The 22451-nt window shown below is 59.2% G+C and carries 22 protein-coding genes; 11 read left to right on the top strand and 11 right to left on the bottom strand.

What is annotated here, in order from left to right:
* Positions 1-5: 5 nt before the first annotated feature.
* Positions 6-935: an N-acetyl-gamma-glutamyl-phosphate reductase gene (argC, locus tag KUA11_RS03890; protein WP_217409066.1), complete on the bottom strand. Its 930-nt coding sequence runs from the start codon at positions 933-935 to the stop codon at positions 6-8.
* A gap of 202 nt (positions 936-1137) precedes the next feature.
* Here argC and KUA11_RS03885 point away from each other — a divergent pair, with 202 nt between their 5' ends.
* The 5 genes from KUA11_RS03885 (at position 1138) to KUA11_RS03865 (ending at position 5282) form a co-directional block, all read left to right on the top strand.
* Positions 1138-2313 (top strand): ABC transporter permease, encoded by a 1176-nt coding sequence (locus KUA11_RS03885; protein ID WP_217409065.1) that lies wholly within the window; start codon positions 1138-1140, stop codon positions 2311-2313.
* Positions 2313-3161, top strand: coding sequence for an ABC transporter ATP-binding protein (locus KUA11_RS03880; RefSeq protein ID WP_217409213.1), 849 nt, complete (start codon positions 2313-2315; stop codon positions 3159-3161). The genes KUA11_RS03885 and KUA11_RS03880 overlap by 1 nt, the downstream gene beginning before the upstream one ends.
* On the top strand, positions 3151-4140 hold the full coding sequence (locus KUA11_RS03875) for an MlaD family protein (RefSeq protein WP_166312803.1): 990 nt from the start codon (positions 3151-3153) through the stop codon (positions 4138-4140). Before KUA11_RS03880 ends, KUA11_RS03875 begins: the two co-directional genes overlap by 11 nt.
* 42 nt (positions 4141-4182) lie before the next feature.
* The gene (locus KUA11_RS03870) at positions 4183-4791 is read left to right on the top strand and encodes a PqiC family protein (RefSeq protein WP_217409064.1); all 609 of its coding nucleotides are present in this window, start codon (positions 4183-4185) and stop codon (positions 4789-4791) included.
* Positions 4792-4934: 143 nt separating this feature from the next.
* Positions 4935-5282 carry a hypothetical protein gene (locus KUA11_RS03865; RefSeq protein ID WP_217409063.1) on the top strand — a complete coding sequence of 116 codons (348 nt, stop codon included), beginning with the start codon at positions 4935-4937 and terminating at the stop codon, positions 5280-5282.
* Here the strand turns inward: KUA11_RS03865 and KUA11_RS03860 are convergent.
* Genes KUA11_RS03860 through KUA11_RS03830 form a run of 7 tightly spaced genes read right to left on the bottom strand, consistent with a single transcriptional unit; the run spans position 5224 to position 10225 of the window.
* The gene (locus tag KUA11_RS03860) at positions 5224-6912 is read right to left on the bottom strand and encodes an ArnT family glycosyltransferase (protein WP_217409062.1); all 1689 of its coding nucleotides are present in this window, start codon (positions 6910-6912) and stop codon (positions 5224-5226) included. The genes KUA11_RS03865 and KUA11_RS03860 overlap by 59 nt on opposite strands.
* A complete protein-coding gene (locus KUA11_RS03855) occupies positions 6906-7673 on the bottom strand; it encodes a glycosyltransferase family 2 protein (RefSeq protein WP_217409212.1) in 768 nt (255 codons plus the stop codon). The genes KUA11_RS03860 and KUA11_RS03855 overlap by 7 nt, the downstream gene beginning before the upstream one ends.
* A 26-nt stretch (positions 7674-7699) precedes the next feature.
* On the bottom strand, positions 7700-8194 hold the full coding sequence (locus KUA11_RS03850) for a F0F1 ATP synthase subunit B family protein (protein WP_217409211.1): 495 nt from the start codon (positions 8192-8194) through the stop codon (positions 7700-7702).
* 52 nt (positions 8195-8246) lie between these two features.
* A complete protein-coding gene (locus tag KUA11_RS03845; protein ID WP_368040913.1) occupies positions 8247-8846 on the bottom strand; it encodes a F0F1 ATP synthase subunit B family protein in 600 nt (199 codons plus the stop codon).
* A 16-nt stretch (positions 8847-8862) separates the two neighbouring features.
* On the bottom strand, positions 8863-9087 hold the full coding sequence (locus KUA11_RS03840) for an ATP synthase subunit C family protein (RefSeq protein WP_146886574.1): 225 nt from the start codon (positions 9085-9087) through the stop codon (positions 8863-8865).
* A 50-nt stretch (positions 9088-9137) separates the two neighbouring features.
* Positions 9138-9887 (bottom strand): F0F1 ATP synthase subunit A, encoded by a 750-nt coding sequence (locus KUA11_RS03835; RefSeq protein ID WP_166312809.1) that lies wholly within the window; start codon positions 9885-9887, stop codon positions 9138-9140.
* A gap of 29 nt (positions 9888-9916) precedes the next feature.
* On the bottom strand, positions 9917-10225 hold the full coding sequence (locus tag KUA11_RS03830) for an AtpZ/AtpI family protein (protein ID WP_166312810.1): 309 nt from the start codon (positions 10223-10225) through the stop codon (positions 9917-9919).
* Positions 10226-10540: 315 nt separating this feature from the next.
* On the opposite strand from KUA11_RS03830, the gene KUA11_RS03825 reads away from it, so the two are divergent.
* The 4 genes from KUA11_RS03825 (at position 10541) to secF (ending at position 18575) form a co-directional block, all read left to right on the top strand.
* Positions 10541-13813, top strand: a complete 3273-nt coding sequence (locus KUA11_RS03825) for a Hint domain-containing protein (RefSeq protein ID WP_217409061.1) — start codon at positions 10541-10543, stop codon at positions 13811-13813.
* A gap of 47 nt (positions 13814-13860) precedes the next feature.
* Positions 13861-15882, top strand: coding sequence for a glycosyltransferase (locus KUA11_RS03820; RefSeq protein WP_217409060.1), 2022 nt, complete (start codon positions 13861-13863; stop codon positions 15880-15882).
* Positions 15883-16061: 179 nt separating this feature from the next.
* On the top strand, positions 16062-17621 hold the full coding sequence (secD, locus tag KUA11_RS03815) for a protein translocase subunit SecD (protein ID WP_475638913.1): 1560 nt from the start codon (positions 16062-16064) through the stop codon (positions 17619-17621).
* A 12-nt stretch (positions 17622-17633) separates the two neighbouring features.
* Entirely contained in the window at positions 17634-18575 is a 942-nt protein-coding gene (secF, locus tag KUA11_RS03810) for a protein translocase subunit SecF (protein ID WP_217409059.1), read from the top strand.
* Positions 18576-18585: 10 nt separating this feature from the next.
* Here the strand turns inward: secF and KUA11_RS03805 are convergent, their stop codons facing one another.
* The 3 genes from KUA11_RS03805 to KUA11_RS03795 form a co-directional block, all read right to left on the bottom strand.
* Complete coding sequence (locus tag KUA11_RS03805) at positions 18586-18990, bottom strand: hypothetical protein (protein ID WP_217409058.1); 405 nt, start codon at positions 18988-18990, stop codon at positions 18586-18588.
* A gap of 72 nt (positions 18991-19062) precedes the next feature.
* Positions 19063-19263 (bottom strand): DUF2905 domain-containing protein, encoded by a 201-nt coding sequence (locus tag KUA11_RS03800; RefSeq protein WP_166312815.1) that lies wholly within the window; start codon positions 19261-19263, stop codon positions 19063-19065.
* 1 nt (position 19264) lies between these two features.
* Entirely contained in the window at positions 19265-20512 is a 1248-nt protein-coding gene (locus KUA11_RS03795) for an MFS transporter (RefSeq protein WP_217409057.1), read from the bottom strand.
* Between the two features lie 187 nt (positions 20513-20699).
* On the opposite strand from KUA11_RS03795, the gene KUA11_RS03790 reads away from it, so the two are divergent.
* Together KUA11_RS03790 and KUA11_RS03785 are read left to right on the top strand one after the other, a co-directional pair.
* On the top strand, positions 20700-21356 hold the full coding sequence (locus KUA11_RS03790; RefSeq protein WP_217409056.1) for a (d)CMP kinase: 657 nt from the start codon (positions 20700-20702) through the stop codon (positions 21354-21356).
* 40 nt (positions 21357-21396) lie between these two features.
* Positions 21397-22428, top strand: a complete 1032-nt coding sequence (locus KUA11_RS03785) for a cation diffusion facilitator family transporter (protein ID WP_254454634.1) — start codon at positions 21397-21399, stop codon at positions 22426-22428.
* The last annotated feature ends 23 nt before the right edge of the window (positions 22429-22451 follow it).

Raw genomic sequence — 22451 nt, 5'->3', positions numbered from 1 at the left:
TTTCCTCAGGCAGGCGAAACACCGAGCATCAGGGCAATATTCTGGATGGCAGCCCCTGAGGCGCCCTTACCCAGATTATCCAGCCGCGCCGTGAGCACGACATGTGTGTTCGCTTCATCCGCATGCACGCGCAGTTCCATATCATCCGAGCCCGCCAGAGCATCTGCCACCAACGTATTCTCCGCTTTACATACGCGCACGAAGGAAGATGCGACGTAACGCTCCTCCAGAGCGCGGCGCAGATCGGCCGGCGTGGTGCCCTTGACGAGCAGATCCATGTAAACGGGAATGGATACGATCATGCCACGTGGGAAATGCCCCACCGATGGCACGAAGATTGGCCGTTTCTCCAGAAGAGCGTGCTGCCGGATCTCGGGAAGATGCTTATGCGCCAATCCAAGACCATAGAGCATGAACGCCGGACCGCCTTCTTTCTCCTGTGTCTCGATCATGGTCCGGCCACCGCCTGTGTAGCCACTGACTGCATTGATCGTGACCGGGAAGTCCGGCTTCATCAGGCCCGCATCAATGAGCGGCCGCAGGAGCGCTATGGCCCCCGTGGGGTAGCAGCCCGGATTCGCCACACGGCTGGCCTGACGGATGGCCTCGGGTTGATCCTCGGACAGTTCGGGAAAGCCATAAACCCAGCCCGGGGCCGTGCGGAAGGCAGTGCTGGCATCGAGAACTTTCGGCGTGCGCTGCCCCGAGGCCGCCAGCCGCTCCACCATTTCTACGGCTTCCTTCGATGCGGCGTCGGGCAGGCAGAGGACCACGAGATCGGCCACCGCCATCGCCTCGGAGCGCGCCTGCGTCTCTTTCCGACGGACAGGATCGATCGAATGGATACGCACCGGCAAAGCACGCAGACGTTCCCGGATGCCCAGCCCCGTGGTGCCTGCCTCTCCATCGATGAAAACGACCGGTTCCGCACTCATTATTCACTCTCCCGCTGCTAGCTCCGTCCTATAGCCTTCGTATCGTTTTGCGACGAGTCCGTGTTTTTCATCCAGAAAAAGACGTAAAAATCACAATAAGACCTGTTCCGAGCACACAGAATCGTGTTCATCAGTGAAGATTCGGCGCAATTCTGCCCTGTCTGGTCAAGTTCTCACGTTTGACCTAGGCTCTGTGCTGCCTATGACGGATCAACGCCCCTCCCAGCCCGCCACACAGACTGGCCAGCCGCACGACCGCCCTCAATGGAACATCGCGTCCTCGGGAGAGACGGCGACCCTTCGCCTTTCCGGTCAATGGACAGTCGATGACGGCGTGCCGCTCGAACTGCCAGCCGATGCTCTGACAAAAGCAGCTCATGGCGCCTCTCATCTCAGCATCGACACGTCGGGGCTGGGACAATGGGATTCTTCACTGGTTTCGTTTCTATGGAATGCTCGGCAGAGCACTGAAAAAGCAGGACTGGCCTTCGACACCACACACCTACCCGACGGTGTCCAGCGCCTGATCGCCCTTCTTCCGCCTGCTCCTCAGCCGCCCGCCACTCCCCACGCGCATGTTCCCAATCCGTTTCAGGACGCGGGCGCCTTCACCATCGCCTCCCTTGAGGAAGTCGGAGCCGTCACTCTGCTGGGTGTCGATACGGCGAAAGGATCGGCCAAGGCTCTGAGTGGCCATGGCGGCATGCGCTTGCGTGACCTGCTGACCAATATCTCGGATGCGGGCCCATCGGCCCTGCTGATTGTCCTTGTGGTCAACTTCCTCGTAGGGGCAATTCTGGCCTTCGTGGGCGCCGTCCAGCTCCAGAAATTTTCGGCCGATATTTATGTCGCCAATCTTGTAGGCATTGCCTGCGTGCGCGAACTGGCCGCTGTCATGACCGCCATCATCATGGCGGGCCGTACAGGTGGAGCCTATGCCGCCCGTATCGCGACCATGTTGGGCAATGAGGAAATCGATGCCCTTCAGGTCTTTGGCATCCCCATCTCCAGCTACATCCTGCTTCCGTCCGTGCTGGCACTGATGCTGATGATGCCGCTTCTCTATCTGTATGGTTGCCTGGCCAGCATTCTCGGTGGCTACACCGTCGCAGTGGTCATGCTCCCCGATATTACCGGCACGGGCTACCTGCATCAGACCTGGGATGCGGTCGATCTCCACCAATTCGAGTTCGGTTTCATCAAGTCCATCGTGTTTGCAACCATGATCGGTCTCACGTCATGTCGCATCGGTCTGAAGGCCGGACGCAGTGCCGCAGATGTTGGAACAGCGGCAACAAGCGCCGTCGTGGTGGGCATTGTGGGTGTGATCGCGCTTGATGCTGTCTTCGCGGTGATCGCCGACGTGATTGGCATATGATGAATCCGTCAGCTTCCTCCCTTCCCGCCCCTTCGGATCGCACCCGTGGAGATGTCCTGCTTTCTCTGCGGGATGTGACCATCGGTTATGGAAAGAAGGTCATCCAGAAAAACATTTCCATGGATGTGAAGCGCGGCTCGATCTTCGCCATCATGGGCGGTTCGGGATGCGGCAAAAGCACGCTCCTTCGGGCCATGATCGGACTTTTGCGTCCCCAGAGCGGAACCTATACCGTCGATGGCGATGAATATTGGACAGGTCCGGATAGCCATCGCACAGCGCTGAATCGCCGGTTCGGCGTGTTGTTCCAGAGCGGCGCGTTATGGAGTTCCATGACGGTAGGCGACAATGTGGCGCTCCCGCTGGAAATGTTCACGCGGCTTGATGACGAGATGATCCGCCGACTGGTGGAGTTGAAGCTGGGTCTCGTTGGCATGTCTCATGCCATTGACCTCATGCCGTCCGAAATTTCAGGCGGAATGAAAAAGCGCGCGGGCCTCGCACGCGCCATGGCTCTCGACCCGGACGTGCTGTTCTTCGATGAGCCGTCCGCCGGTCTTGACCCCATCACCTCGGCACGACTGGACGATCTGATCCTGACCCTGCGCGATGGACTGGGCGCTACGATCGTTATCGTAAGTCACGAACTGCCCAGTCTCTTTGCCATTGCCGATGACGGCATCTTCCTTGATGCCGATACGCACACCCCGATTGCTCACGGCTCTCCCCGTGATCTTCGCGATCACAGCACCAACCCCATGGTCCATGCCTTCATGAACCGTGAGGCCAGTACGGACGCGCCCCCCGCCGAGCCAGCCACGAAAGGCACGAATTCCAATGGCCACTGATTCAGGAGCAACCCGACAGACGCTCGTCGGAATCTTTGTCACGGGTGGAATTCTTCTTGGCGTGCTGGCTCTGATCTTTTTCGGGAACATCAATTTTTTCTCGAAAAATCATCGTGCGGTGATCGTGTTTCAGGATTCCGTCGCGGGGCTGAGCATCGGGGCACCCGTGACCTTTCGTGGCGTGCGCGTGGGCTCCGTGGAGAGCATCAAGCTGCGCTATGATCCAGTAGCGCGTGTTCCCTACATTCCCGTCGTCATCAGTCTGGATGCAGCGCAGGTCCATGTCATGCACGATCCGGGGCATCCATCACGCCCGCTGGACCTGCGTGAGGTGGTGGCACACGGGCTACGTGCCGAGCAGAATCTTCAGAGCTTCGTGACCGGCACCCTCAACATCAATCTGGATTTCTTCCCCGGAGCACCAGCGACCTTTCATCCGCGCGTGGCCGATGAACTGCCTGAGATCCCGACACATGAGTCGGCTATGCAGAAGATCAAGCAGACAATCAGCGATCTTCCTCTCAAGCAGCTTGCGACACACGCGGATGAGGCCGTTCTTTCCATTCGTGATGTCGCTCAGAAGCTGAATGTCGAGTTACCTCCCCTTGCCGCCAGCCTCCAGCAAAGCTCGGCCGACGCGCAGGAAACGCTCAAGACCGCCACGCAGGCCGTGCGCGATCTCGAAGGGCGGCTGGATACAACTCTTGTCGATATCGATAAGCTGATGCGTACGGGCAATACACAGATCGAAGCCCGTGGCGCGGATCTGCATGCGACGCTGACCAGTGCGACAAAAGCGACCGATGAAGCGCGGCGGACACTCCAGAATGTCGAAGGCATTCTGTCTCCCCGGTCGGCGGATCGGGACAACCTCGATTCCTCGCTGCGCGATATCGCTGCCGCTGCCGCATCCCTGCGTGGATTTGCCAGCGACGTGGAGCGCAATCCGCAACTTCTGCTCATGGGACGCCGCCCGTAGGCCTCGCGTCATGATCCATCAACCCGTTCAGGAGAGCGACGCATGATCGCGGTTCGCAAAAGCTTGTCCCTCGTGGCCTCACTGGTTCTGGCGACAAGCGTGGCTGGTTGCTCCAGCCCGCCCCTGCAACTGTACACACTTGCCGGAGCCGGCACGGGCCAGAATGGTGCTGTGACACCGGGCACACCCATTCTGGAAGTCCGGCGCGTGCAAATGCCAGACTATCTGGACACACAGGATATTCTGACCCGCAATGGTACGGCTCTGGCCCGTAGCCCCAATGGACGGTGGGCGGAGCGTCTGTCCGATGGCGTGACCGATGTGTTGGCAGCGCGAATTGGTGTCAGTCGCCCCGATCTGTTCGTGACGGAACAGGCGCCACTGGGCACTACAGCCAACCGTCTGCTGGTCACGATCACGCGCCTCGATATTTCCTTATCGGGCACGGCCACTCTCGAAGCTCATTGGACCGTTATTCCCGCCGATGAGAAACAGCCCGAGCAGACCTATCGTGCGAGCTTCAGCACGACCGGGAATGCGTCCTCGGATGCCGGAACGGTGGCACTTGTAAACGCCATGAGCCAGCAACTCGCCACCCGAATCACGAATTCGCTGCCAGCAACTCTGCTTGCCGGGACGAGTCCGTCCTGATTGCATGACGATCAGGCGGCGAAACGGTTAATGTTCATGGCGCATCGCTAAAATTAACCGGATAAAAAGCAATTCCCGGCAATTTCGCCTGGACCGATGCAAAGCGTGTCGGCCGAAACCGATTTTGCAAAAGGGATTGTCCGATGCGCATTGTGGAAGCTGCCCGTCTCATTACAACAGGACGTATGGACCCGGACGTGCTGTGGGAGGTCACGACAGTGGCCGAGCGTGTCACCATTGCTCTGCTTGTAGGACGACCAGACTATCTTCCACAGGCGGCCAGCACTCCCACAAGCGCTTGGGATGTCATGGACGCCCGGTGCCGCAACCTTGTTCTGCGGCGTGCACCTTCGCGTATCCGTCGTCGGCTCCCGGGTTATATCCCCACTCCAACCCCACTCCATGCGCCAGTAGTGGAAACGAAGAAGAGCGTCACGGCTGGCGTGCGCCGTACACACCAATATCAAGCCACTTCCCCGTCGAGTAATTGAAGCCTTTTACTCGATCGCGTTCTATGGCCTGTACGCCCAACGAAGCCAGTGTCGTGTCAAAAATCGGCTGGTGCTGACGTCCCATCAGTACCAGCGTGCAGGTTTTGTCCTGTGTCAGAGCCTGCGCCGCCTCATGTGCATCCGCGAGACGGACATGCCCTTGCATGAGAAACACAAGACTGGGTTCCGAAAAAGAACTCGAGATGACACGCATGTTTGGGCAGGTACGCTGGCGCTCCACAGCCGCAACCAGACGTGGGGCCAGCCAGATCGTATTCAGGCGTGGGATCACTCCCGAGAACAGACCGGCATAGACAATGACAGCCGTGCCTACCGCACACATGGCTCCTCGTTGCAGGCGTCCCGCCACAATATTACGCAAAGCAAGAGCCCATAGCGGCAGAGCTCCCCCTGCCACGATCCACGCTGTCATCGGTACATGCTTCTCAAAGACCAGTGAGACAGCAATTCCCGCGACGGATAATGCTATGCCCAGCAATGCCCAGAGGAAACCGTAAGCGCTCAGTGCAATCCGTGCCCACCTGTGCAAGGGCCACGATGCCCATTGCGATCCACCTGCGCAAAGCGCTCCAGCGGTCAGGATCGCAATCGGGGGATAGACTGGCAGAACATAATGCGGAAGCTTGGTCGCGATCAGTTCAAAGACCAGCCAGTGCGGAACGATCCAGCACACCAGAAACCGTACATCCCAGCGGGACCACCATGTTCTAATTACCGGAAGAGCCGCAGCGGCAAAGAAAGACCCCGGCCAGAAGGCAAGCAGGAAAACAGCAAGATGGAACCCAGGAAATGCACCGTGCGCTTCCTGCCCATGTCCTATTTTGCCAAGAAAATTTCGGCCGACCGCCCGTTCGAAGAACTCACCATGGCTGATAATTTCGATGGCCGCGCACCAAGGTAGAACTACCGCCACCATTGCCAGCCATCCCCATGCGGGACGCAATCTGTGCAGCCATCGGCCGTCCCGTTCGATCAATGAAAAAGCCAATAATGTGCCCAGTGTAGGAACCAAAATGACCGGCCCTTTAAGCATCAGGCCGATGCCCAGTATTCCCCAGAATCCAAGAGCAATCATGACAGAGGTTGGTTTTTGCTCCCGATACTCGCGGATCACCCGGAAAATCAGGCATTCCGCTCCAACGACAGCCAACAGAAGAGTACTGTCGATTGTAGCCATTCGGCCTTCTGCCTGCACCAGAACGGAAACAGCGAGAAGAACACCGGCAGATAGGCCAGCCGTCGCGCCAAACAGGAGACTTCCCATCCATCCTGTCAACATAATCGCCAGGGTCATGGAGACAAGAGAAGGCAGCCGGTAGGCCCATACGGCCCGTTCATGCAAAGTGCCTGAAGCGGAAACGGCAAGCGCTTCCAGCCAGTATATTCCTGCAGGCTGAAGATAGCGGGGCTGATCCTGGAAGCGGACATCCACGAAATTTCCGCTTTCCAACATTTGTGCCGTCGCCTGCATATAGCGTGGCTCGTCCCGGTCAAAGGGAGGAATGCTTGCCCGGCCGGGAAGTAAAAGCAGGAACGCACAGAACCCGAGTGCGAAAAGCTTCCGAAGAAAGGGAGACCGAAAGACGCTTCCGATGAGCGACTTCAACATTCCCGAACGGAACCGGGCAAACGTGTGCGATTTCGCAGCCAGATGACTCCAAGCATGTCTCTGATTCCCACGATAGCCCGACCGAAATTCGTATATTTCGAATGGCCATGGAGCCTTACACGGTGCCGCACGGACTTACAGAGTAACGGAACGCCATATGTGCGCATCAGTGCCGGGAGAAAACGATGCAATCCCTCAAACTGGGGAAGATCCAAAAAATCCTGCCTTAGGAACACCTTCATCGGAGCACCCGTGTCCGGGCATCCATCATCCAGAAGACGTTGGCGTAACCCGTTGGCAAAACGCGTGGCCAATCGGCGGGACAGCGTGTCCCTGCGCTTCATGCGGGTGCCGACGACCAGAGGAGCCCGTCCGCTCTTCTCTCCTGACAAAGCCAGTGCCAACAGTTGGACAATTTCAGCAGGATCATCCTGGCCGTCTCCGTCCAATGTGGCGATCCATCGTCCACTCGCCGCACGTATCGCTGTTCGCAAAGCACCGGATTTGCCGCAGCGATGATCGTGAATGAGAATGCGCAACGATTTGAGACCGAGAGACTGACGGACCCGCTGCAATTCCTCCGCCGATCCGTCCGTACTACCGTCATCCACAAAGATGATTTCACAGGCGGGAAGCCCGGGAAGCACACTGGCCAGTTCCCGACAGACCGGAAGAATATTCTCCCGTTCATTGAGAACAGTAATCACGATACTCAAAACAGGAGCACCCGCAGGGGCAGACTTTGCCCCTGCGGGTGTCATATCGACAGACAAGATGGACTCTGTGCTCAGGCTGCGCGCGCCGAAAGAGCCGTGGGCAGATCAGCAATGGCCTTATCGACCATTGAGGCTGCCGTTCCGGCATCCACACCCTCGCCCATGACGAGACGTGCACTTTCGAACGCTACATCGACTGCCGCTGCACGGACCTCATCGATCGCAGCACGTTCAGCCGCAGAGATGCGATCCCGCGCCATCTGCTCGCGCCGCTGAAGCATATCTTCCGCTTCTGTACGGGCTCTGACGGCAAGTTCCTCAGCCTGCTTGCGCGTTTGCTCCATAAGAGCATTCGCTTCCGCGTGAGCCTGCTCACGCTCACGCGTGGCATCTTCAAGCATCTGCTCAGCTTCCCGACGAAGACGGGCTGCTTCATCAAGTTCGACGCGAATGCGATTGGCGCGCGCGTCAAGCACCTGAACAACCGGCTTCCAGATCTTTGGGCCGAAGATAACAAAGAAGAGAACAAATGATACGGTGTACCAAAAGCCTGCTTCATGAAAGATATTGGACATCGGCGTCATTCCCTCGTCACGCCACGATCAGAATGATCCGTGTTCAGCCCTGTACCCGGGCCGCTACAGTCGCGACGGCCTGTTCAATTCGTGAGCGATCCGGTGCAACGCCGGTCAGCCGACGGACCAGCGCTTCAGCCACATCACCCGCAATCGGTCGAAGCGATTCCAACGCTTGAGCGCGTTCTTTCGCAACACCGGCTTCAGCTGCTGCAATCTCTGTTTCCAGCTTGGCTCCCAGTTGAGCGAGCCGATCAGCCGCAGTTTTCTTTTCCGCAGCCAGCACGGAATCCAGATGCGCCTGCGCTTCCGCAGCCGCCGCTTTCTTCGTCTGGTTCAGATCACGAACAGCGGCATCAGCCTCGGCTTTTGCCTGATGAGCCTGATCCAGATCTCCATTGATCCTCTGGCTACGATTCTCAAGAACCGCACCAACCCGAGGCAATGCCCATCCGCGCAAGGCGAGATAGAAGAAGAGGAATATCCCAGCTCCCCAGACGACCTGCCCCGTAAGGAGCGGGTTTCTGAAGTCGAGCTGGGGCATGCCCGCCGCGTGCGCGCCGGGCGCCGCCGCCACGAGAAGCGGCAGACTCGCGACACCCATCATAAGGGAGTGACGAATCAGTGAAACCGGAAGACGCACGGGGCTTACTCCGTTCTCAGACGAACAGGATAAGGAAGGCGATCAGCAGGGCAAAAAGAGCAACCGCTTCCGTCAGCGCGAAGCCAAGCATGCCAAGGCCGAACACGTGCGGACGGGCCGCCGGGTTGCGAGCGATGCTGCTGACCAGCGTCGAGAAGATGTTGCCAAGCCCGATGCCGACACCGGCAAGGGCAATCACGGCGATACCGGCACCGATTTCACGGGCTGCAGCGATGTCCATTTTGATTTTTCCTTGTTGACGAAGACGTAGACTGACGGGGGCACCCAAACTCAGTGGGATACGGCCTCCCGCAGATAGATGCAGGTCAGAATGGCAAACACATAGGCCTGCAGAACTCCGACAAGCAGTTCCAGCCCCATCAGCGCGATATTGATCACGAGCGGGCCCACCGCCAGCACGTCACCAAAGAAGCCGAGACCGGCCAGCATGATGACGAAGCTTGCGAAGATATCGAACATCACGTGACCAGCCACCATGTTGGCAAACAGTCGAATAGACAGACTGACCGGACGCGACAGAAAGGAAAGGATCTCAATCGGCACCAGCAGCGGCGCAAGCGCAACAGGCGCTCCCGGCGGCATGAAGTGCGCGAAGAACTTGAAGCCCTGCACCTTGAGGGAAACAATGACCGAGAGAATGAACACCATCATGGCCATCGCGAAGGTCACGGCGATATGGCTGGTGAAGGTGTAGGAATATGGCAGAAGGCCGAGATAATTGCCCGCCAGAATAAAAAAGAACAGCGCGAAGATGAAGGGGAAGAACGCCACGCCCTCCGGCCCGATCGTATCGACCGCCAGATTACGCACAAATTCGTAGCAGACTTCCGCCGCCGCCTGCAGCCGCCCGGGAACGACTGCTGCGGGCTTCATGCCATAATGAAGGAAAGCAAGAACGATAACGCAGGCCACGATCATGAAGACGGGAGCCTGACTGAAGCGCAACGCCTCACCAAACCCGCCGAGCACCGGGTGCAATTCGAACTGCTCGAGCACGTTGATACTTGATCCGCCAGCCAACGTCTTACTCCCCGACCCTCTGTGGCCGCTCAGGACTCTTGTTTTTCTTCTTCCAGCGACTTCATCAGCCGCCAGACGTTCAGGATACCGGCACAACCACCCAGAAGAGCGAAAATGACCATGAAAAGAGCCCGGAAATGGAACACATGGTCCACTCCCCACCCAATCAGGACACCTGCCACCAGACCACCGAGCATTTCGCTTCCCGCTCTTGCCGCAAGAGACAACAGGTTTTTGTCCTGCCTGTCCGGCTGAGCTTCCTGCTCTACACTTTTCCCCGCACTGCGCTCTCGCGCTGCACGGAGACGTTGGTCGAAAGAGGCTTTGTCCTCAGTCATTCGCACCTCCAGATAGGGTGCATCGGTTTGCTAACGATCCGGCTTTTGCATGTCAAGCAAGCGTGACGGCTCTGCAATCAAAAGGAAAGACTTCACCGCCAGTGAGGCTGTGCTGAAGGCTGGTTTGGTGGGGCAAGCGCTCCATTTCACGCCGGGAATTTGTCTCAATAATTATTATCAAACTTTTAACGGCAGCACATAAACAGTTAATGCGACAGTATTCACGTAACGTATCGATACGTCTGGAAACGAATCTCCTGAAAGAAACGTTTTCCCGACCTGCGTTTTATCCTCGGCTCACGGGAAGTTTCTGTCATGGTCGCCTCTTCTACCGTCACTTCGAACAACGCGATCATTGTCAGCGGCCAGACGGCAACGATTCCGGATGGTGACGTCGTGTCAGGAACACTTGTAGTTGGCGGCGGCACGCTGGTGACGAGTGGAGGCGCGGTGGACACCCAATTGCAAGGAACCACCGCCGGCTCGGCAAAAGAAATTGTCGTCAGTGGCGGAACAGAAAGAAGTGTGACCGTCGCTTCGGGCTTTCTCGATGTTCAGTCTGGTGGCGAACTTGGCTCGGCCAACGCGGCTCAGGGAGGCAATATAGAGCTTGATCCGGATGCACATGCCAGCGCGATCACCGTGGGAACCGGCAGTTATCTGACGATTTCAGCAGCAGATGTGAGCACCGTTACGCTTGCGGGTGGCTCTGTGGACATCACGTCGGCAGCGGTCCCTCTCTCCACTGTCAGCAATGGAACTGTGACACTACGGGCAGATGTGAGTGCGAGCGGGCTGTCCGTGGGCAGTGGCAGCACGCTCTATCTCGCAGGTGGAACCGCTTCCGGCACAGTGATCAGTGGTTCCGGGGCTCAAGAGGAAATTCTGGAGGCTCCCCAGACAGGCGGAGCAGCTGAGACACAATTTGTCATTCTTTCCGGCGGGCAGCAGATTCTTTTTGATGGTGCAAATGCCATAGAGGGCACGATCAGCGCGGGCGGCCAGCAGCGTCTCTCCAGTAACGCCTCTGTTTCTCACATGACGGTTTTATCAGGCGGGCTTCAGTCACTGGAGTCTGGGGCAACCGGAAGTGATGAGACGATCGAGAGTGGCGGCAGCGTCTTCCTCAATGGAGGCACTCTGGCCTTCAGCAGTCAGACCACGGTGGAAGGGCATCTTTCCGGATCGGGCACGATCTCTGAAACGGCAAGTGCGTCCACCGTCACCTTTCAAGCCGGTGCTTTGGCGAATTTTTCAGGTGCAGTTGTGCTCTCCAATGGTTCCGTGGAAATCGCCAATGGAACGGAGACGAATGGCATTCAGTTCGATTTTTCCGGATCCGGCAACGAAAGCCTTATTCTTGGGTCTCTCCCCACTTCTCCTCTTCAGGTTTCCGGATTCAGCACAACGGATCGTATCGTGCTTTCCGGCATAACATCGGGCGCGACCCTCTCCATTCAGGACGGCTCGCGTGTGGAGATCGAATCGGGAGGGTCCACGATCGAGACGCTGATCCTCGACAGCGGAGTGGATTATACTGGCGCTCAGCTCGCCTTGACGGAAACAGCCGGTGGCCAGGCAGCTGTCCTGACAATGGGCGGACAGACCTCCGGCTATGCCGGAAACGTCATCACGGCCGGTAGCGTCAGCGCGCATGTCTCATCCGGTACAGGCGATCTCGTTCCGGATGGCGCGCGGACGATTGGCACATCCGTCGACAATGGCGGTCGCCTCTATATCAATGGCACAGCGATTCAGGATGAAATCCAGGGGCTGGAAGTTCTCAGCTCTGGCGGCCGAACGCTTCTGACGGTGGTGCATGCTACCGGCAGCGAGACGGTTCTTGCAGGCGGACAGGCAACCAGCACCACTGTCGATGGCGGCACGCAAACCCTTCTGGGCGGCTCAGCCACAAACACTTTCGTCACAGGTGAAGTAGATTCTCTTGGCGAAAACATGATCGCGGGAACGCAGATCATCCGTGATGGCGGCGTGGCCACTCACACCACCCTGACGGCAGCTTCCGCCGAAGCCATGTTTCCCGGCGAGCCCATGTATTCGGATGCCTATCAGTACGTGCAGGATGGCGGCACGGCTGTCGACACCACCATGACCGGGATTCATGGTGTCTGGTACATGCACATGACCCTGCAATGGGCCAACGGCACCATGCACCAGATCGTGTCATCGGGCGGAACTGCAATACGCACGACTGCCAATGTAAACGCCGTTGTCGATGTCCTGTCCGGCGGCACGGCTACCGACACGATGCTCGATGGAGGGACGCTCATTCTTGAGGTCGGTGCCAAATATACCGGCACATTGACCTTCCTGCCGAATACACAAGCCTCGCCCGCGTACGACCAGTATGCGACAGCTTCGACGGTCAGGGCGAGCATGGCGCAGCTACAGGGAATAACCATTGAGGGATTCGATACCATCGGCTCCATCTCTCAGGCTGGCGCTTATTTTACATACAACCCGCCCTACACCTCCATCAGCACCATCAACCAGATCGACATCTCCGACCTTACCTTCGCCGGTAGTGCCAACGAGATCGACACAGGCCATATCGGTGCGGATGGCTCGCTGACGGTCACGGAAGGTGGCCAGAGCACAACCCTTCATCTCGATGGCACCTTCGGTTCCGATTTCTATTTCCAGAAGGCAGCGGACGGCGGTACTCTCATCACCTACGGCGTGCCCTGCTACTGCCCCGGCACCCAGATCGCCACCCCGAAGGGCGAGCGTGCGATAGAGAGTCTTGCTATCGGTGACATGGTTCTGACCGCGTCAGGTCAGGTGCGACCCATTCGCTGGATCGGACGCCGCAGCTATGATGGGCGCTTTGCTGCCGGCAATCCCGACATCATGCCGGTTCTGATCAAGGCCGGAGCGCTCGGTGCTGGTCTACCGCGCCGGAACCTGCGTGTGTCTCCGCTTCACGCCATGGCGCTGGAAGGACACCTTATCCCGGCCAGCCTGCTGGTAAATGGTGTGACCATCACACAGCCGACCCGGGCGCAGCAGGTGGATTACATTCATATCGAACTCGACACTCATGACCTGCTTCTCGCTGAAGGTGCCGCTTCCGAGACGTTTGTCGACGATGGCAGCCGCAACATGTTCCACAATGCCGATGAATTCGCGGCTCTCTATCCGGATGCTCAACAGACATACTCGGATGCTGGGCTTTTCTGCCTGCCCCGTCTGGAAGACGGCCCTCTCCTTGAAGTCATATCTGCACGCCTGAGCACCTACGCACCGACCGTTCTGGCTCACACGCATGTCACTGGTTTTGTCGATGTCATCACGGAAAACCGTGTGGAGGGCTGGGCACGCCGCGACACGGACCCGGATCAGGCACGCGAACTCGTCATTTTTGCCGATGATGTCGAAATCGCTCGCGTCACAGCCGACCGCTTCCGTGCCGATCTGACAGAAAACGGTCAGTTCTCTGGTCAGCATGGCTTCTCTATCATCACGGACTCTCGCGTTTCACCCGCCTCTGTTCGGGTCGTGGACGCCGAAACCGGGCAGCCTCTTCCACTCGCGGGCACACCTGTCGCGCACCGCATGGCAGCCTGACACGAACCGTTGGCGAATTTTTCAGGCTTTCATGTAACAGCCATTGCATGAACGCCCGCCAACCTTCACCCGGTCCGACTTTTTCTCCGGACAGTCACGTTGAAGGATTCCTTGATCTCATTGCCCGTCTTCCGGATGGAGCGTGGCAGATTGCTGGCTGGGTCCGACGGACTGCGCAGACTGCCAACACGCCGGTGGAAGTGGTCGTGCTCTGCCACGGACAGGAACTCGCACGTGCCAGAGCCGATCTTTTCCGGGAAGATCTGGTCGTTCCCGGTCGTGCGGATGGACATCACGGCTTCGATATACTCATCCCGGATGAAACGACCCCGATAGCAGAGGCTTCCGCATTCGATGTGTTGATTCTTCCAGAGCGTGCGCCGCTTCCACGCGCCGCTCATCTCCTGGTGCCAACGTCACTCGCAATCCGGGGGGCCGTGGATGTCGTGGGGCGAGACCGGTTGGCCGGCTGGCTCGTAAATGAAACCGATCTGACGCGGCGGTTAGGTATCTCCGTCATGGTGGACGGTTCTCTCCAGCATCGTGTCATGGCCAACCAGTCCCGTCCCGATCTCCGCAATATCGGACTGGGGGACGGACGCTACGGATTCGACGTTCTGCTCAATCCGCCCTTATCCGCCGACAGCGATCATGTCGTGTCGCTCATCTGCGCGGAAAATGGAGAAAATCTCCCCGGTTCGCCTTTTCATGTTCCTGCGACGCGGCGCTTCAACGAAAGCTTCCGCAGTCATGTCCGGCAAACTCTTGGCAGTATCGCATCGGGCCAGCAACGTGAGCAGGCCATCGATTTTCTGATGGGGCTGGCCGATTCCCTGCGTCAGCAGCAGGGCCGAGATGACGCGCGCGAGACTGCGACACGCCAGCATCAACTTGCCCGTCGGAAAGGCACGGCCAACTTGGCCCCTTCCCCTTTTCGCGTTCTGTTCATTGATGACCGCGCGCCCGATCCCACCCGGGACGCCGGATCGTCCGCACTGCTTTCACATATGCAGGCCGCACGCGCTCTGGGTTATGAGCCGAGCTTCATCGCTTCCGTCACCATGCCTACGGGGAGCGTAGTGCGGGAGCTGGAAAAGCTCGGCATTACATGCTGGTGCGCCCCCACCTATCCCACGGTCGAATCGCTTCTGCGCACCCAGTCGAACGCCTTCGATGCGATCGTCTTCCATCGTCTTTCCAACGCATCGCGCTACCTCGCCCTCGCCAGTCTTTACATGCCCGGCGCACGACTGGTTTCCAGCGTGGCGGATCTGGCCTCTCTTCGGCTTGAGCGTCAGTCTGTCGTTGAAAACCGTCCCGAACTTCGGACAGCGGCCGCACAGGAAAAGGTGCGCGAGCATATGGCGGCATGGGCCTCGCACGCGACCATCACCCATTCACCTGTGGAAGCCGATCTGCTGGGCACCGCCGTGCCGACCGCCAGCATCCATGTCGTTCCCTGGCATATTCCTCTTGCCCCCGCTCCACGCCCTTTCGCGGACCGCAGCGGCATCGCCTTCGTGGCGCATTATGGACACGCTCCCAATCTTGACGCGGCAAAATGGCTAGTGGAGGACATCCTCCCGCATTTGCGCAACCATGCGCCCGAGGCTGAAATTCTGCTGGTGGGAAGCGCCATGCCGGATTCCATCATGCGCATGAACGAGATTCCGGGCGTGCAGGTGCTGGGACACGTTGCCGATCTTGCCGAACTGCTGCGCTCGGTGCGGCTGACCATCGCACCGCTGCGATTTGGCGCCGGAATCAAGGGTAAAGTGCTCGAAAGTTGGGCGGTCGGTCTTCCTTGTGTGGCCACTCCCGTCGCAGTCGAAGGCCTTCACCTTTCTGACGAACTGAAAACCGCTGTCGTGGCGGGGGCGGCTGGTCTCGCGCGCGTCGCCGCAGATTTTTATCGCAACCGGGACAAGGCGGACGCCATTGGTGAGGCGGGCCGTGAATACATTCGTATTCATCAGTCTGAGGCCACCGTGTGCGCCGCCCTTGGCCGCGCATTGGGTCTTGGGCCCCGTGCCCTGCTGGGACATCCGCACCGGCAAACGACGGAATAACTCTCTAAAGCGTTTTCACCTCGCGCGGATGTCATCCCTACGGTTGCAATCACGTCCGATGCCCTGCATCTTCCCGCCGCAATACGACGCACCGGACAGGCGGGGCATTCGGCTTTTCCGAACGCATGAAACAGCCACACCCTACCTTGCCGGCCCGACGGAGAACGGTCGCCCACACGATGATGTATTACAGCCGGATCAAACTGCTCTCCGTGGTGGCGGTGTGCCTTCTCGGCGCCCTCCTCTGCGTGCCTAATTTCGTGCGCAAGCCCGCCCTCAATATCCCATGGCCCCAGATTCACCTTGGTCTCGATCTGCGAGGCGGCTCCTATCTGCTGCTTCAGGTGGATCTCGATTCTCTCACTCATGACCGGCTTCAGAGTCTGTCGGACAACATGCGTCAGGCACTGATCTCCGCCAATCTTGGCTATCGCAACATCAGCATCGACCAGAAGGGGGCCTCCCTCAGCTTCCAGCCGCGCGATCCGTCTGAAAAAGATCGAGACGTGAAGGTAGTTGAAGGCCTTCCTCGTCTCGTTCCCAACGAATTTGCCGTCACTTCACGTGGTGATGGGACGATTGTTCTCGCACTTTCCCCAGATGCGACCCGCGCCCGAGCGCACGACGCCGTTTCGCAGGCAATCGAGATCGTTCGTCGTCGTATCGACGCGACCGGAGCGGTCGATCCGCAGATCACCCGCCAAGGTGAGGATCGGATCGTTGTCGAACTCCCCGGTATCAGCGACCCGGAACGCATCAAGGCGCTTCTCGGCACCACGGCGCGGATGACGTTCCGGCTTGTCGACGAGATGCCTCCGGGCACAGCCGTGGCCCCGCCGGGTGACACCATGCTGCCGCTGGCGGATCATCCAGACCAGACACTGGCCGTGCGTGACCATATCGACGTGGATGGTGCGGACCTGACGAACGCCGGGGCCACCACTGACGAGCAGACCGGTGGCTGGGCCGTGAGTTTCTCGCTCAACTCGATTGGTACACGTGCTTTCGGTGATGTGACGCAGGCCAATGTCGGGCGCCGCTTCGCCATTGTGCTCGATAACAAGGTGATCGAAGCGCCCGTCATTCGCTCTGCCATCACAGGCGGCAACGGCATCATCACCGGTAATTTCGATGCCCATCAGGCGACGGATCTCGGTCTGCTGTTGCGTGCGGGCGCCTTGCCCGTGCCGCTGTCGGTGGTGGAGGAACGCTCCATCGGGCCGTCTCTGGGAGCTGACTCCATTCGTGCGGGTGCCATGAGCCTTGCCGTCGGCTTTGGGCTCGTCATTGTCTTCATGGCGCTGTTTTACGGTCTGTTCGGCTGGTATGCGAACGTGGCGCTCTTTGCCAATCTCGTGCTGATGCTGGCCATTCTCTCCCTGTTCGGCGCGACACTGACGCTGCCCGGCATGGCCGGCATGTTGCTCACCCTCGGTATGGCGGTGGACGCCAACATCCTCATCATCGAGCGTATCCGTGAAGAACTGAAACGCGGCCGCACGCCACTGGCCGCCATGCAGGCCGGTTTCGAGCGCGCCACCTCCACGGTGCTGGACAGCAACGCCACGGCTTTCCTCGCCCACGTCATGCTGTTTGTGTTTGGAACAGGGCCGGTGCGCGGCTTTGCCCTGACTATCACCATCGGCATTGCGACCACGCTGTTCTCCACACTTTTTCTCTCTCGGATGCTGATGGTGCGCTGGTACGCCCTCACCCGTCCTTCCACCCTTCCCGTCTGAGAGGCACGCGACATGTTTGGACGTCCCCTGCTGCGCTTTGTCCGCAATGACACGCATATCAACTTCATGCGCGGGCGCTTTGTCGGGCTGGCCACATCGGCCGTGCTCTCGCTCGCCTCGCTCATCCTGTTCTTCCATCCCGGCCTGACGCTCGGTCTCGATTTTCGTGGCGGTATTGTGGTGGAGGCGAAAACCAGCGGTCCTGCGGATTTCGGAAAAATCCGCTCCGCGCTGGCGGCGCACAATCTCAAGGCCGAAGGTGTGCAGGCCTTCGGCGGTCCGGACGACGTGTTGATCCGTCTGGACGCGGACGAGACAACCAACACCAACGCTGTCGTCGATGAGGTCCGCCACGCTGTAGCGGAGGCTCAGCCGGGTGCCACCATCGTTCGGGCGGATGCTGTCGGAGCTTCGGTCTCTGCCGAACTTCTGCGCAACGGCCTGCTGGCTCTGGGCATCAGCCTGCTGATGATCCTCGCCTATATCTGGTTCCGGTTCGAATGGGAGTTCGCGCTCTCGGCTGTCATCACACTGGTGCTGGATCTGACCAAAACGGTTGGGTTCCTCGTGCTCACGCATATCGAGTTCGATCTCGTCATGGTGGCCGCCATCCTGACTATTCTGGGCTACTCCACCAACGACAAGGTGGTGGTTTATGACCGCGTGCGCGAAAATCTGCGGCGCTATCGCACGATGCCTCTGCGTGAGCTGCTGGACCTATCCATCAACGAAACGCTGAACCGCACGCTCGGCACCTCCTGCACGGTCTTTCTGGCAGCACTTCCACTGGCCATCTTCGGAGGCGCGAGCCTGTCCGGGTTTGCCTGGGTGATGCTCTTCGGAATCGTCGTGGGAACCTCTTCCTCCATCTTCATTGCCGCCCCGCTGTTGCTGCTCATGGGCGAAAAGAGGCTGCGCAAGGACACACGTCCGGCTGTCCAGCAGGAGGTCTGAGCCTCCTCCGTCAGGGAGTGAGAGGCGTCCGCGGCGGTGCGGGTGCCTGCGGCTTTCCATCGATGGGCTGCGTGAGTGCCAGCAGCCGTATGATGGCGTCATTGGCGGCATGCATGTTCTCACCGCTCGGCTCGGCCATTTCATGGGCCACGGCCAGCAAGGCGGCATGATCCACAACGATCAGTTCCATGATCTGGCGTGGCGTCATACCGCCTGACATCACAGCACCTCGCGCCATGCCGTGCGCCATCATGTAACTGTAAATGAGACTGTGCGGCGTCGGCCTGAGACTGATAGCCGGAGAAGCCTGACAGGCTGCCAGAGCAAGACATAGCGCAACCGCGCGAAGGCGGTTTTTCCATTGTCTGCGTGGCGTTTCGGTCGCTGTTTCGATGCCGTCTCTCGCGACCGCCATGCCTGCTCCTGCCTCTATCTTATGCGTTTTGCCTTCTCCCTATCAGCCCCAGCATGTCTTGACCAAATGGCCTTACCGCCGAACAGCCCAGAGAATCACTGAAAGCAGCACACTTGCGATCAGGCCGGTCATGAGAGGCGCATAGAAGGTGACGTCACCACGCCGGATCAGAATATCACCCGGAAGACGACCGATTGGCAGGCGAGAGAGCCACGGCCACAACAGCCCAACTATCACCAGCGCCAGGCCGATCGTCACCAGTGTGCGTGTCATCCTACTCGCCTACAGCCTTGCGCACGGAAAGCCCGATCCGCGCATCCACCATCAATAACAGGAATAGCGTCAGAGACGCCCCGCCCACCACCAGCATCAGGGCCGGCGGCAGTCCCTTTCCAAATACACCCGCCAGATGATGCTGGATCAGCGCATTGCTGGCCGCGATCAGATTGCCGAGCTGATAGGCCACTCCGGGGAAAGTGGCTCTTACGGACGCGGGCGAAAGCTCGCTCAGATAGGCTGGCACTACACCCCATGCTCCCTGAATGCAGAACTGGATGCATACGGCTCCAACCGTCAGCCACAAGAGAGAATGTGGGAGTGTCCACAACGGCAGGATCGGCAGCACGAGAAGAGCTGCCAGCATGATGGTGCGACTGCGCCCAAGACGCTGCGAGAGCCAGCCGAAGAAGAGACCACCACTGATGGCCGCAATGTTGTAGCACACCACGATCATGGTCACGTGGTCATGCGGAATATGCCGCTCGATAGCGAGAAACAGCTTCGGATACAGATCCTGAGAGCCATGGCTCATGAAGTTGAACATCGTCATGACCGCCACCGCGAAGGCGGACAACGCCATATGACCTCGCACCACCGTCCACAGGCCCACCGGCTTTTCCGTGCGACTGCGAGCAAGCCATTCGGGACTTTCAGGGACACGCAGCCCCACATAGATTGCCGAGACGATGGCGACACCTCCCAGGATGAACAGCCCCCGCCAGCCCAGAACGGGCAGCAGCAGGAACATCAGGGAGGCGAGCAGATAGCCCGCTGGATAGCCTGCCTGAAGAAGCCCCGACGCCATGCCGCGCCATGATTTCGGCACGCTCTCCATGACAAGCGACGTGCCCACACCCCACACGCCGCCCAGCGCCACGCCGAACAGGGCACGACAGGCGAGAAAGACGCCGATCGAAGGCGAGAAAGCCGACATCACCTCGATCAGAGAATAGACCACGATTGTGCAAATGAGCGTGGGCTTGCGTCCGAATCGATCCGCGCTGCGCCCGCAGAGAAACGCGCCGATAGGACGTGTCATCAGCGTGAGTGTGGGCGCCCAGAGTACATCTTCCAGCGGCACGCCGAATCCGTCCGCGACATTGTCAAGCGTGAAAAGGACGATGAAGAAATCGCAGGCATCGAGCATCCATGCGAGAAAGGAGGCCGCCAGTACATGCCGCGCCGTGCGGACATCCACTTCTCTCGTGGCTGAGACGCCAGCCACGCTTGTTCCATCACTCATGCACAACTCCAGATCCCCTCAGGTCTTGCAGCATCAACAACCGCTCTGGAGAAAGGTCGCCAATCACGATCACGCCATGCCACTGTTTCCTATGCGGAACAATATGTAAGCTCGCCTGTTGACGGTCGTTTTCCCGGCAGGGTATCGCCGTGCCATCTCCAATCGGCGGACAGGAAAACCCGGAAACATGACACGCTCGGCACCCGTCATCGCCGTGGACGGCCCGGCCGCCGCCGGCAAAGGCACTCTCTCGAAACGACTGGCCGAGGTTCTGGGGCTTCCGCATCTCGACACCGGCCTGCTCTACCGTGCGGTTGCCCGTCGGATGCTGGATGCCGCCATGGACCCAGCTTGCTCATCAGGCGAAACTGTCGCCCGCGCGCTCGTTCCCGATGACCTCAAGCGCACCGATCTGCGCACGCCCGATGTCGATGCCGCCGCCAGTCTGGTTGCACGCGATCAGGGCGTGCGGCAGGCTCTCGTGGACATGCAGCGCCTTTTTGCACGCGCGCAGGGCGCTGTACTCGATGGCCGCGACATCGGTACTGTCATATTCCCCGACGCGGATGTGAAGCTCTATATCACCGCGTCCGCCCGCACACGCGCGGTGCGCCGCTATATGCAGAATGGCGGCTCGGAAACGGCTCCTGATCGGGAAGCGCATATCTGTGAGATCGAGCAGGCGCTGATCGCCCGCGATCATGCAGATAGCACTCGAGCTTCCGCTCCTCTACGCATGGCGGACGACGCCGTGAAAATCGAAACCGATGCGCTCAACGCCGCAGAGGTACTGGCGGAAGCCTTGCGTATTACGAAGGCTGCATTGGAAAGGCAGAAAGCGTAGGATACGTGGCTCCGGTCATTACCCAGCGCGAAAGCCTTTCATGACTTCCTCTTCCCACGATCATGATCACGACCATTCTGCTCACGCGGATCACGGACATGGCTGTGCTCACGCTCATGAGCATGATGAACATGGTCATGGAGAGCAGGGATGCGATCACGGTCATGGCCTCTTTGGCCATCATCATCACGCCCCAGCTTCTTTTGGAACGATCTTTGCCGTCGGGATGGCCATTAACACGCTGTACTTGGTGATCGAGGCGGTCTGGGGCGTGCTGGCTCACTCGCTGGCCCTGCTGGCCGACGCCGGACACAATCTCTCCGATGTGCTGGCGCTGGGTGCTGCGTGGCTCGCGCATAATCTGAGCCAGCGCGCACCTTCGCAGCGTTTCACTTACGGCCTTCGCCGCTCCTCGATCCTTGCCGCTCTTACTAACGCCGTGATCCTTCTGCTCGTCACGGGCGGCATCGCGTGGGAAGCGATTCTGCGTTTGTTCCATCCCGAACCCGTTGCGGGGCGAACTGTCATGATCGTCGCCGCCATTGGTATTCTGGTGAACGGTGCGACGGCGCTCATGCTGATGAAGGGTCAGAAGGAGGATCTGAACATTCGGGGAGCCTTTCTCCACATGGCAACGGACGCCCTCGCGTCGTTTGCCGTTGTGGTGACGGGCGCCATGGTGCTGCTGACAAATCTCACATGGCTCGATCCGGCCATCAGTCTCGCCATTTCCGTTCTCATTGTGGGGGCAACCTGGGCACTTTTGCGGGATTCGTTGGACATGGCGCTCGATGCCGTTCCCCGCGATGTAAATCCCGGAGAGGTCGAGCAGTATCTGCGGACATTGCCGGGTGTGACGGAGTTGCATGACCTGCACATCTGGGCCATGAGCACCACCGAAAACGCACTGACTGCGCATCTCGTCCGGGCTTCCAGCACCGACAACGACCGTCTGCTTGAGACGGTCGGAGAGACGCTCCGCTCCCGGTTCGGAATCGTGCATCCCACGATTCAGATTGAAACTGCCCGCTGCGATGCGGGCTGCACCCTACAAGGAAGTGGTGTTGTCTGAGACCCTTACCTCCTCCACCGCGA

Origin of the sequence: Acetobacter estunensis, from assembly GCF_019083805.1 — a bacterium.
In the GTDB taxonomy this organism is placed as follows: domain Bacteria; phylum Pseudomonadota; class Alphaproteobacteria; order Acetobacterales; family Acetobacteraceae; genus Acetobacter; species Acetobacter estunensis_A.
This window is presented reverse-complemented; position numbering and strand designations above follow the sequence as displayed.

What these genes read in the sequence shown, in the direction of transcription:
- argC (WP_217409066.1), bottom strand. Translation starts at nt 935, where the DNA reads ATGAGTGCGGAACCGGTCGTTTTCATCGATGGAGAGGCAGGCACCACG.
- KUA11_RS03885 (WP_217409065.1), top strand. Translation starts at nt 1,138, where the DNA reads ATGACGGATCAACGCCCCTCCCAGCCCGCCACACAGACTGGCCAGCCG.
- KUA11_RS03880 (WP_217409213.1), top strand. Translation starts at nt 2,313, where the DNA reads ATGAATCCGTCAGCTTCCTCCCTTCCCGCCCCTTCGGATCGCACCCGT.
- KUA11_RS03875 (WP_166312803.1), top strand. Translation starts at nt 3,151, where the DNA reads ATGGCCACTGATTCAGGAGCAACCCGACAGACGCTCGTCGGAATCTTT.
- KUA11_RS03870 (WP_217409064.1), top strand. Translation starts at nt 4,183, where the DNA reads ATGATCGCGGTTCGCAAAAGCTTGTCCCTCGTGGCCTCACTGGTTCTG.
- KUA11_RS03865 (WP_217409063.1), top strand. Translation starts at nt 4,935, where the DNA reads ATGCGCATTGTGGAAGCTGCCCGTCTCATTACAACAGGACGTATGGAC.
- KUA11_RS03860 (WP_217409062.1), bottom strand. Translation starts at nt 6,912, where the DNA reads ATGTTGAAGTCGCTCATCGGAAGCGTCTTTCGGTCTCCCTTTCTTCGG.
- KUA11_RS03855 (WP_217409212.1), bottom strand. Translation starts at nt 7,673, where the DNA reads ATGACACCCGCAGGGGCAAAGTCTGCCCCTGCGGGTGCTCCTGTTTTG.
- KUA11_RS03840 (WP_146886574.1), bottom strand. Translation starts at nt 9,087, where the DNA reads ATGGACATCGCTGCAGCCCGTGAAATCGGTGCCGGTATCGCCGTGATT.
- KUA11_RS03830 (WP_166312810.1), bottom strand. Translation starts at nt 10,225, where the DNA reads ATGACTGAGGACAAAGCCTCTTTCGACCAACGTCTCCGTGCAGCGCGA.
- KUA11_RS03825 (WP_217409061.1), top strand. Translation starts at nt 10,541, where the DNA reads ATGGTCGCCTCTTCTACCGTCACTTCGAACAACGCGATCATTGTCAGC.
- KUA11_RS03820 (WP_217409060.1), top strand. Translation starts at nt 13,861, where the DNA reads ATGAACGCCCGCCAACCTTCACCCGGTCCGACTTTTTCTCCGGACAGT.
- secD (WP_475638913.1), top strand. Translation starts at nt 16,062, where the DNA reads ATGATGTATTACAGCCGGATCAAACTGCTCTCCGTGGTGGCGGTGTGC.
- secF (WP_217409059.1), top strand. Translation starts at nt 17,634, where the DNA reads ATGTTTGGACGTCCCCTGCTGCGCTTTGTCCGCAATGACACGCATATC.
- KUA11_RS03805 (WP_217409058.1), bottom strand. Translation starts at nt 18,990, where the DNA reads ATGGCGGTCGCGAGAGACGGCATCGAAACAGCGACCGAAACGCCACGC.
- KUA11_RS03800 (WP_166312815.1), bottom strand. Translation starts at nt 19,263, where the DNA reads ATGACACGCACACTGGTGACGATCGGCCTGGCGCTGGTGATAGTTGGG.
- KUA11_RS03795 (WP_217409057.1), bottom strand. Translation starts at nt 20,512, where the DNA reads ATGAGTGATGGAACAAGCGTGGCTGGCGTCTCAGCCACGAGAGAAGTG.
- KUA11_RS03790 (WP_217409056.1), top strand. Translation starts at nt 20,700, where the DNA reads ATGACACGCTCGGCACCCGTCATCGCCGTGGACGGCCCGGCCGCCGCC.
- KUA11_RS03785 (WP_254454634.1), top strand. Translation starts at nt 21,397, where the DNA reads ATGACTTCCTCTTCCCACGATCATGATCACGACCATTCTGCTCACGCG.